Here is a 9,911-nt window from a genome sequence, read left to right as displayed (position 1 = left end):
TAAGAAACCCTCTTTAAATATAGACATCATAGATAATGACCATATTAATAAGGCTGCTTAGATCGAACTCACGTTAAATAAGGAATAAAAAGCCTGGCAATAGGGCTTTTTCTTTATAATAATGTTTGTAGTTTAGTTTTAGTGAAAAATGCATCCTCGCGCTAGGTTGGGGGAGGTTTCAACGATTTTTATAATTGATTAGACGAATAGTAGATATGATTTTAAACGGAATAAAATATTTATTTTATAGCATATATAAAATTACCTCAATAAATTATGGTAAAGACGGAGGCAGAGACGCTGCCTTAATTATCGTAAGCGCTTTATTTTCATTAAATGCGTTTACTGTAGTTGGTTTAGTTGGTAAGTCGATATTCAATAAACAGGACATTAGTTTGATGACAATGTCTCTTATCTTTTTGATTTCATTACTATCCAGTTTTATGTTATTTTTTTATCGTAAGAAGTATAAAAGTATTATCCGATATTTTGAAGAGAAAAAGAAAAAAAGAATAATGGGCACATTGAAAATTCTAGCTTATATCAGTATTAGTTTAGGATTATTCATTATGGTAGTTTTAATGTAAATCAATTGATATATGGCTTTTATACTTAAGCTATATTCAACCAGTAAGAAATAAATTATCCATGCGACTATATACCTTATAAGATAAGCTTAATCTTTTCTAATTAAAAGATGTATAATCAGTACTATAAAGCATATTTAAATGAAGCGTTTTTATAAAGTAATAATAACTTTCCTAATATTAAGTGCAAGCATATCTTGTGACACTGGGTCTGACTTTGACCGTTTCTTGGAAAGTCATAAAATGATAGAGAAATTGAATTTAGATTGGGAACTTCTACACCAACTAGGATATGATGATCATATAATATACAGCTATGGATGTTCAGTGAGTGATACAATGTATTGGCTGGAATTTTCAAATATAGATTACAATATCAAATTTAGCAGACTTTGGTCTATAGTTGTAAAAGATGATACTTTACATAGGATAAGTTTTTATGATAATCTTGATACCTGTTTTTATTTTAAAGAGTTATACTGTAAGGATTATATTTTCAGGCCAAAAAATACTGAGACTAAAACATTTTTTTTAGGCAAAAAGAAGTATAATGAAATCTACAACATTCAAGAAAGTGAGTAAGATTACCTTGCTTATCCCTAAAGCTAGCGCGAGTTTGTAACTCGTGCTCCTATAAAGCACATAAGTTTATACAGTATCTCAAACATATGAGTTTTGTGCTATCTTAGCAAAAATGATAATATACATAATAAGCAAGTATAGCAGTGCAATAAAGATGCTAACGAATTTAGGTTATTAGATTTAAAAAAAAACTGTAGTCACGAGCTAAAAGTACTTATTATGATCTTCTTATTCCGATAGCAAATGAAACAAAAAAGCGTATTATGATTTTGAGAGATCCGTTGGAAGAACCTGGTATACAGGAAAATTTTAAGTTAACACACACATGTTATAATCATATTTTAGCTGTGTCATCATTTATATTTATCACCCTAATTCTAGGGGTAATACTTTTTTTTTATGATTTTAAGGTTGGGTTATGCATAACCTTTGTATTGTTTGTTCTGGCAGAATTAGTCCCTATATTATACTTACATATAACTTATTGGCAGGAGAATAAGGATGTTGAGTATGTGATAACTGATAAAGAAATTATTGTAATAAGAAATAGTAAAAAAGTAACTTATAATGATTATGATATAAAAAAAATTATAATATATAAATCGGCAAGTATGGATGCAGGAGGTATGCCGATTCTTTCCTTTGAGTCATATTTTTATGTAAAAGTTATAATAAATTCAGGTGAAGTATTGTTCTTAACACGGCTGCTTTCACCTAAAGTAGATATTATAATCGGGCAATTAAAAGGAGTTTTGATAGAACGAAAGAAGTTATGGTTCTCCAAGTTAAGTTATACTGAGGGTAACAACCATATAAAGTAAATCGTTCGGCATATGGCTCTGGCTACGTCGCATAATGTATAAGGCTTTTAGCCTGTAAACAAGAAAGCCGCATTTTGAAAGTGCGGCTTTTGTTGTTTCTGATAATTAGGGGAAAACTAGCTACGTCAAATTATCATATAAAAATAGCTGTTGTGATATAATTATTATATTGCGTGGGCTAGCGTACTATTTACAACCTTTATGAAGAAATATCTAAAAAGAACCTTATTGCTAATTGTGCTGATTCCATTTCTATTTCTTACTTATGAAATCATTCGTTCAAGAATTATTTTTGAGAGTACGAGAATGAAAAGTATTAGCATTGATACTGTTTTATATTCAAATATATTGAGCGATTTTCATCCTGGACCAGTTATATTCAATGATACATATTTAATAGAAAAGATAGATACTCTTATATCTTTTGAGATAAATGATAGAGCAGGTTTATTGTGGATTATATCAGATTTGCCTCATATAGGAGATTCTATTTCTTTTGTGAAGAGAGAACAAATAGAAGACCGAGAAGATGGTAGCTTTAATAACTATACTATTTCTAAAAAACCAGTTATAATGGTTTCCTACTATAAAGGGTATGCGGACCCAACAGGACAGTGTAACTTTATTTATTCATCAAGATTGAGAGAACAATCTTTATTTTCTAAAGATAATATTATGGTAAAAAAGGTAGTACTTGACTCTTCTCTTGAATTAAGAAATAGGAGAAATATACTTTCTTATCGGGTAGATTGTGGCATGGACACGGAGCTATATACATATTATAAAGATGGCTCTACGTATTGTATCTTTTTTCAATGATCTATTACCCCCCGCTCACCGTAACATCTAAACAATGTAAATCGTTCGGCGTATGCCTCTGGCTACGTCGCATAATGCATAAGGCGTTTAGCCTGTAAACAAGAAAGCCGCATTTTAAAAGTGCGGCTTTTGTTTTGTCTTAAACCTCTGCGGAGCAAAGCACTTGTTTTGTTGTTATTAGCCACTTGCCTATGTATTTAATGCTTCAATCCAATGCGAGTGGTATCACAAATCCGAGGTGGGATGGAGGATTCTGTTTATCGAAAAACTGGATTAACGAATAAGAAGTTTTCCTGTTACAGTCGTTTGTTCCTGAGTAATTTTATAAATGTATAAGCCGCGTGGTAAATAGCTAATATCAATGGGCTTGCCTGCTGTGTATTGGCTGTTTATTATAGCTTGGCCTGTGTAATTATACAAGTTTAAATGTAATGATGCACTTTTGTTAGGACAATGGATGGTGATGTAATGACTAGCAGGATTAGGAGAAACTTTAATCAACTCATCATACACGAAAGGCACGCTAGTAGCATGTTCAATAGCGGAATAATAATAGATATCTTCTCGATATTTTACGAGGTCATCTTCATGCTTGTTATAAGCATAGAGTTGGTTGGTTGTTAATTGATGGTGAAATGCGCTCGGCACGGTGTTTCTGTTTTTATATGGTAACAGCAAGTTATTGGCAGGCACCTCAAAATTATGCGCATAGGATTGTTCCTTAACTTCATCATAACCTTTATTGTCGTGATCCTCATAAACAACTGTCATGCCCGCAAGCATCTTGTTAATATTGTAATTGTAGGAAGTCGAATTCATTTTAACCCAATTGGTATTGGATTTACTAAAACATATGATCTGTCTAAGTAAATGATCTGTTCTGTCGTATAGATAATTGTACAAGAACTGAGGATTCCAGCTTTGAGTTTGCTTGCTCCAATATGATACACCTACACTTTCTCGTTGACCATCTTTATAGAGGTAAAATTTCTTTTGCGTACGTTCCCAGTGGGTTTCTGGTGCCATCCTTATTAATCGAACTTCTTCTTTAACCTGACCCGATTCGTAATAGTCAATACGAACTCTTTGCCTTGCTTCCCAAGTGTTTGAGCTAGGTTCCCAAATCAGTATTTCTTTTAATAAAAGTTCGCTATTGTATGAGTAGGTATATTTCTTCTCGTTATTCCAACCATCAGAATCCTTCCATTGGTAGTGTGTGTCCGTTACTAAAATACCTGAGCTTGTATAGGATGATACCTTCTTATCTACATTTTTCCAATTCTGCTTGGCTTCATCCCATTCATAATTTCTTGTTTCAGTTTCATTGCCATTAGTATCGTATAGGTAGGTTTGTTTGGTGTAGGGCTTATCCCAAGCAGAAGAAGATTCGTTAAAAACATACTGAACTACAGCATCAAGCTTAAAGCCATTGCCAATAAAGCTTTGCGTGTTTGTTGTATGCAGCAGCTCTGTAGGTTTTGAATAAATCAGTGTTTGCCCATTAGAAGGGTAAGTGAGTAATACGCCAATAGCTAGTATTAGTAGTTGTTTCATCATGACAATTAGTTTTAAATTGAAAATTCAAAACAACTTATTATCGTTAGTATAAAAGTTATCTGCAGATAATAATTGATTGAATTGACAACTTTTAACCTTGCCTTTTTAAGCGCTTACTTTTTTCTTTGCTGTATTGTTGCGGCGTCATGTTTAAATAGCTGGCAATGTATTTATCAGGTGTATTTGCTAGTAAGTAATCAGAGCGTTGGATGATCTCATGAAATAGTTGAAGCCTTTTTTCGGCACTTCGGTATTGAAGCATCAACATTCTGTTTTCACGATCCAGCAAAATGTGCTCATGTACTTTATAAAGTAGGTAGCAAATAGCTGCATCACTTTTAACCAGTTCATCAATATCTTGTTTTCTGATGGATAGCACTTCCACATCCGTAAGTGCTTCATGAACTTCCAGAGAAGGGGATGATTCAATGTAGCTCTTTAGGCTGTTGAAGCCTAATCTGGCTGGGGTGATATTGATGGTTATGATGGCATCCTCATCATACATGAATTGGTGCACAACGCCTTTGGTAACGATATTGGCATAACATTCAATATCGCCTTCTTTGGTTATTACCTCACCTTTTTTGAAGATGCGTTTTATAAACGATTGGCTTATGGTATGAATTAGTTCATCACTAATGCTTGTGGAACTTGAAAAGAAATCTTTTAAAATACAAAGGTCATTTGACGTAATAAGTTTGGTCATTTTAAAACAACATTAATGTTGTACAAAAATAATTCAATAGGTGTTGAAAAACAACAAAGGTGCAGTATGAATATTCTTTACTGAACGACATTGAGCGCGAACTTTCAGCTCGTGCTTCTATAAGCACATAAGTCTTGCAGTATCTAAAACATATGAGTTTTGTCTATCTTAGCAAAAAATAATATACATAATAGCCTATTACCGCAGTTTAGCAAAGATGCTAACGAGTTTATGTTATTGAAGTTGAAAAAACTGTAGTCACGAGCTAAAAGCTCGCGCTAGCATGGGGGGATATGGGCTTGAAATAAGAACATTTATTGATCCTAATGGTGTTGTAAAAAGTATTAATAGTTGGGTAATAACGCCAGGTACAGATTTAAGAAATATTCAAAAATGTTGTATGGTACTAAGTAAAGAAGTTTTATATAATAAGCAAAAGTCATTGCTATGTGATTTTTATAATAGTGAAATAAATAATGAGCCAAGAATAATATATGAACTGGAAGAAGTTCAAAAACAGCTGATTCAAAGAAGTGCTGATATAAAAGATATATTACTGTACTCGCTTGTTTTAATGAGTGATTGTATTGCTGATTTTGATAAAGTTCTTGAACTTACAGATGATTTCAAGAGTAATTATAGAATATTCTTAATAAGACAATATATCTTTGAAAATATATTCGGGGAAGAATCAATAGGAAGAACTCCAATATTAGTAGATAGTTCAGGTGCTGACGCTCGTGAATTATCTGCGATATGTTATTTTCAAGCTACTTACACTGCTTGTCTAGAGCAAAAAGAACGATATCTCATGAAATCGTTAGAATATTGGAACTATAATTTAATGTCATTAATTAAGCTAGAGCATCTAAACTTTGGGAACTCTAATAAAAATAAGGTCACATTTGGTACAATAAGGTCTATTGTGTATAAGATTAACAACATAAGTCACATGAATAAAGAGTTAATATTTAAAGTATTTCTATATTCTAAAATATTAGGTGTTTACAGACCTCTTTCTAATTTAAATGCAATTGAGAATATGTATTTTCCCCGCTAATGCCCCCCCGCTAGTGCGCCCCAAGCTAGCGCGAGTTTATAACTCGTGCTTCTAGCACATAAGTCTTGCAGTATCTAAAACATATGAGTTTTGTGCTATCTTAGCAAAAATTATATACATAATAGTCTAGTACCGCAGTGTAAGAAAGATGCTAAGGAAATTAGGTTATTGAAGTTGAAAAAAACTTTAGTCACGAGCTAAAAGTTCGCGCTAGCATGGGGCTAGAAATTATTAGGCTAGGCAGTGGAAGGCAAACCGAAATTAAAATAATGGAAAAATATTTTATATATGGCTATTATCACATCTATGGAGTTAGACCTCCCGGTAACCCAATATTTAGATAAAAAAACAAATTGAATATGAAGTTTGGAATTGCAAATTATATAGACGAAGAAATTGAAGAAAAAACAGGTTGTATTAATAAATTATCTAATGATTTAGACTCTTTCTTAGAGAAAAAAAAATATTCAAAAGAAATAGATGAAGTTTATTTTGGATTTATTAGTGTTGGTGAAGATGGTAAATTTTTCTTCAAGCCAAAGAAGCCGCGTTTAAGCAAAAAGGATAAGACTTTTCAATTTGAACACTCATTTGAGATTGATGAGGTAAAAAGATACGATAAAAAAGAACTGTTCGCTGTGATATTTGATAAACTTTTGGAAATGCCAAAGCTCTTACCCCAAAGGGTGTCAGACTTTAAAGCAGAAGAATATGAAAAAGACTTAAATGAGTTTAAAGACCAATATTTACAACCGTAAATAATACAATCGCTAAATAAAAAGCACCCACGCTGCCGCGAGATCAATATCATTAAGTTATTGCATAAAGCTCCCAAGCTAGCGCTGGTCTGCCTGTGTGGCACTATTGTTCTTATCTGATGCACTTAAAATCATTACATGATCAATTAAAACCAATTGTCCCTTGAATAGATTATCTATGGATTATTTACAGAATGCTAACGGAATACAAACAAATAAGTTAGTTAAGAAAAGTATTTTAAAGAATATTTTCATATCACCACTATTTTATATTGTATGCTTAATACTTGTGTATTTTAGTGATCGCAATGACATGGATTTCTTTTATATTGCTTTATGTTTTACCGTATTATTTGCATTATCATTTAATATTTTTTTTCCAATATTTTTGGCAAAAAAACACAATAGGATTGTATCTAGAATATATTCGGAGGAAGAAAAATTACATTTTGAAACTTTAGGTATATTATGCTTGAAACCGAAAATAATTAGCCTTTCTATCGACAAGATATCTGTTAGTAAAACTGAATTTGATTGGATAATATCGAAGAAGGATACTAATAAAATGGGTTGTATTATAAGATATAATTATGGAGAAGAGATATATTTAATCAAGGAATTCTTTGAAAAATATAATCTAATTGTTGAAAATATATCCCCCCAAGCTAGCGCGAGTTTGTAACTCGTGCTTCTAGCACATAAGTCTTACAGTATCTAAAACACATGAGTTTTGTGTTATCTTAGCAAAAAAAAATATACATAATAACTTAGTACCGCAGTGCAACAAAGATGCTAACGAGTTTAGGTTGTTGAGGTTAAAAAAAACTGTAATCACGAGCTAAAAGCTCGCGCTAGCCTGGGGTGACTTTTCTAAACATGCAGTCCAGATAAGAGAGGATTTAAATATTCCAGATGACTGGATAACAAAAACATCAGGTAAGGATGGAGGAGTAAGGTTCATTGATCCAAATAATTCCGCTAATAATGTTAGAGTTATGCCAGGTAGGACTAGTAGTCAATGGTCTAATTCTCAAAAACCTTATGTTGTTAGATATAAGAATGGTTCTCCAGTGGATATGTTTGGACGACCTATTATAAATAAAACTGGGCATGGGCAAAATAAATCCGGAGATTTACATGTTCCATTAAATTTATTTGATTTTTAAATATGAAAAATAAGAAAGGTATAATATTGGATATCTTAAGCAAGATTGCTGATACAAATTTTCAAAAAAAAGTCTGGGTTGATCAAGAGTATTGGGATCCGATCTTAAATTTTGGAGAAGCAGTTAATACCTTGGAGGACTATTTCTTTTTCGAAGAAATACAAAATGGTGCAATAAATTCAACTAACCTTTCACTTAATGAAGAATTATTATGGTTCTCAAAAGAATTAATGAAATATGATGAACCTTCAGATCCCTCATATATGTTAAAAGATGAAAAGTGGTTAAATATATGTGAAAAAGCTACTTATTTAAAAGAAGCATTAAAGTTGATAGATTTTTAGTTGAAAGCCCCCAGACCCTCATATACAAGCACCTGAGAATGCTTTAAACTATAACCGATTTGCGTATTGCTTTAATAATCCACTTATTTATACTGACCCCGCTCACCGTAACATCTAAACAATGTAAATCGTTCGGCGTATGCCTCTGGCTACGTCGCTACACATAAGGCTTCTAGCCTGTAAACAACAAAGCCGCATTTTAAAAGTGCGGCTTTTGTTTTAAACTCTCTCACAAGCCTTGTTAGTAGTAAAAAAACATAGGAGAAGCACCTCGCAGCACTTGCAACATACTTTTGAATGTAGGTTTTGTACTTCGCAATACTTGCGAGGTCTATTTTGAACGTTCTTAAGTTACTCGCAACACTTGTTAAATGATTTTCTAAGGTTCAAAAGTAGCTTGCAACACCTGCAACATACTTTTGAATGTAGGTTTTGTATTTTGCAATACTTGCGAGGTCTATTTTGAACGTTCTTAAGTTACTCGCAACACTTGTTAAATGATTTTCTAAGGTTCAAAAGTAGCTTGCAACACCTGCAAGGAGCCTATTAAACATTGGCTTTGGTACTTGCAAGGCTTGCGAGCTCCTTAGGCAACGTTCTTACAGGTGGTTTCATGCATTGCGAAGTGCTTTTGCTTTTAAGAGCAATAGACTAGCCATATTAGTTACCTACCTATGCCACACACATTGAGTAACATTAACAAGCTGCAGACTCTCTCGTCTAGCTCGTGCTGGCGACTGTTTGGTATTTTTAATTAGAAGCACGAAGTACCAAATGCGGCCAACGGGCTTTTTGTATACCTTTTGCGCCTTTAGATTCCTTCGTTCCTTGGAATGACGAGGCGTAAAAAGTACATAATGGCTATACGGTATTGCGTCCTTGGTGCGCAGGAAGCAATCTCAAGGCGTGCTGCAAATCATCTTGATACCCCTGTTGGCTCCCCGCTGCCTCAAGATTACATCTTGTGGTTTGTAGTGGTGGCATGAAATAGTTTGAGTACTTTACTTTGCGCCTCGTCATTCCTTCGTTCCTTGGAATGACGAGGCGCAAAAAGTACATTATTGCTATACGGTATTGCGTCCTTGGTGCGCAGGAAGCAATCTCAAGGCGTGCTGTAAATCATCTTGATATCCCTGTTGGCTCCCCGCTGCCTCAAGATTGCATCTTGTGGTTTGTAGTGGTGGCATGAAATAGTTTGAGTGCTTTACTTTGCGCCTTTAGATTCCTTCGTTCCTCGAATGACGAGGCGTAAAAAGTACATTATTGCTATACGGTATTGCGTCCTTGCGACGAAGGAAGCAATCTCAAGGCGTGCTGCAAATCATCTTGATACCCCTGTTGGCTCCCCGTTGCCTCAAGATTACATCTTGTGGTTTGTAGTGGTGGCATGAAATAGTTTGAGTGCTTTACTTTGCGCCTTGAGATTCCTTCGTTCCTACCAATGACAGCTTTATATTTTATCTGCAAAGTTGATGACTTTAAGGTTTAATTCTGCGGCTAATCGATTCACC

At 33.7% G+C, this 9,911-nt stretch carries 11 protein-coding genes; 9 read left to right on the top strand and 2 right to left on the bottom strand.

Going from position 1 to position 9,911, the window contains the following annotated elements; translation table 11 throughout:
* Window positions 1-194 precede the first annotated feature (194 nt).
* The 4 genes from QMO11_RS21620 (at window position 195) to QMO11_RS21605 (ending at window position 2,809) form a co-directional block, all read left to right on the top strand.
* Complete coding sequence (locus QMO11_RS21620; protein WP_282040020.1) at window positions 195-587, top strand: hypothetical protein; 393 nt, start codon at window positions 195-197, stop codon at window positions 585-587.
* A gap of 141 nt (window positions 588-728) precedes the next feature.
* Complete coding sequence (locus QMO11_RS21615) at window positions 729-1,169, top strand: hypothetical protein (RefSeq protein WP_282040018.1); 441 nt, start codon at window positions 729-731, stop codon at window positions 1,167-1,169.
* Window positions 1,170-1,432: 263 nt separating this feature from the next.
* On the top strand, window positions 1,433-1,990 hold the full coding sequence (locus tag QMO11_RS21610; protein WP_282040016.1) for a PH domain-containing protein: 558 nt from the start codon (window positions 1,433-1,435) through the stop codon (window positions 1,988-1,990).
* 201 nt (window positions 1,991-2,191) lie between these two features.
* Window positions 2,192-2,809, top strand: coding sequence for a hypothetical protein (locus tag QMO11_RS21605; protein ID WP_282040014.1), 618 nt, complete (start codon window positions 2,192-2,194; stop codon window positions 2,807-2,809).
* 273 nt (window positions 2,810-3,082) lie between these two features.
* Here QMO11_RS21605 and QMO11_RS21600 read toward each other — a convergent pair whose 3' ends face one another.
* Window positions 3,083-4,366, bottom strand: a complete 1,284-nt coding sequence (locus tag QMO11_RS21600; protein WP_282040012.1) for a T9SS type A sorting domain-containing protein — start codon at window positions 4,364-4,366, stop codon at window positions 3,083-3,085.
* Window positions 4,367-4,457: 91 nt separating this feature from the next.
* Window positions 4,458-5,072, bottom strand: a complete 615-nt coding sequence (locus QMO11_RS21595; protein WP_282040011.1) for a Crp/Fnr family transcriptional regulator — start codon at window positions 5,070-5,072, stop codon at window positions 4,458-4,460.
* Between the two features lie 283 nt (window positions 5,073-5,355).
* Between QMO11_RS21595 and QMO11_RS21590 the strand changes: the two genes are divergently transcribed.
* The 5 genes from QMO11_RS21590 (at window position 5,356) to QMO11_RS21570 (ending at window position 8,400) form a co-directional block, all read left to right on the top strand.
* Window positions 5,356-6,132, top strand: a complete 777-nt coding sequence (locus QMO11_RS21590; RefSeq protein WP_282040010.1) for a hypothetical protein — start codon at window positions 5,356-5,358, stop codon at window positions 6,130-6,132.
* A 359-nt stretch (window positions 6,133-6,491) separates the two neighbouring features.
* Window positions 6,492-6,890 (top strand): hypothetical protein, encoded by a 399-nt coding sequence (locus QMO11_RS21585; protein ID WP_282040008.1) that lies wholly within the window; start codon window positions 6,492-6,494, stop codon window positions 6,888-6,890.
* Between the two features lie 178 nt (window positions 6,891-7,068).
* On the top strand, window positions 7,069-7,572 hold the full coding sequence (locus tag QMO11_RS21580; protein ID WP_282040007.1) for a hypothetical protein: 504 nt from the start codon (window positions 7,069-7,071) through the stop codon (window positions 7,570-7,572).
* 313 nt (window positions 7,573-7,885) lie between these two features.
* On the top strand, window positions 7,886-8,056 hold the full coding sequence (locus QMO11_RS21575; protein WP_282040005.1) for a hypothetical protein: 171 nt from the start codon (window positions 7,886-7,888) through the stop codon (window positions 8,054-8,056).
* 2 nt (window positions 8,057-8,058) lie between these two features.
* Window positions 8,059-8,400 carry a hypothetical protein gene (locus QMO11_RS21570; protein WP_282040003.1) on the top strand — a complete coding sequence of 114 codons (342 nt, stop codon included), beginning with the start codon at window positions 8,059-8,061 and terminating at the stop codon, window positions 8,398-8,400.
* Window positions 8,401-9,911 lie beyond the last annotated feature (1,511 nt).

Origin of the sequence: Saccharicrinis aurantiacus, from assembly GCF_947489045.1 — a bacterium.
Lineage (GTDB): Bacteria > Bacteroidota > Bacteroidia > Bacteroidales > Marinilabiliaceae > Saccharicrinis > Saccharicrinis aurantiacus.
This window is presented reverse-complemented; position numbering and strand designations above follow the sequence as displayed.

Excerpts from the sequence above, each read along its gene's own strand:
- QMO11_RS21595 (WP_282040011.1), bottom strand. The coding sequence starts at position 5,072 with ATGACCAAACTTATTACGTCAAATGACCTTTGTATTTTAAAAGATTTC.
- QMO11_RS21585 (WP_282040008.1), top strand. The coding sequence starts at position 6,492 with ATGAAGTTTGGAATTGCAAATTATATAGACGAAGAAATTGAAGAAAAA.
- QMO11_RS21570 (WP_282040003.1), top strand. The coding sequence starts at position 8,059 with ATGAAAAATAAGAAAGGTATAATATTGGATATCTTAAGCAAGATTGCT.
- QMO11_RS21580 (WP_282040007.1), top strand. The coding sequence starts at position 7,069 with ATGGATTATTTACAGAATGCTAACGGAATACAAACAAATAAGTTAGTT.
- QMO11_RS21610 (WP_282040016.1), top strand. The coding sequence starts at position 1,433 with ATGATTTTGAGAGATCCGTTGGAAGAACCTGGTATACAGGAAAATTTT.
- QMO11_RS21605 (WP_282040014.1), top strand. The coding sequence starts at position 2,192 with ATGAAGAAATATCTAAAAAGAACCTTATTGCTAATTGTGCTGATTCCA.
- QMO11_RS21600 (WP_282040012.1), bottom strand. The coding sequence starts at position 4,366 with ATGATGAAACAACTACTAATACTAGCTATTGGCGTATTACTCACTTAC.
- QMO11_RS21590 (WP_282040010.1), top strand. The coding sequence starts at position 5,356 with ATGGGGGGATATGGGCTTGAAATAAGAACATTTATTGATCCTAATGGT.
- QMO11_RS21575 (WP_282040005.1), top strand. The coding sequence starts at position 7,886 with ATGCCAGGTAGGACTAGTAGTCAATGGTCTAATTCTCAAAAACCTTAT.
- QMO11_RS21615 (WP_282040018.1), top strand. The coding sequence starts at position 729 with ATGAAGCGTTTTTATAAAGTAATAATAACTTTCCTAATATTAAGTGCA.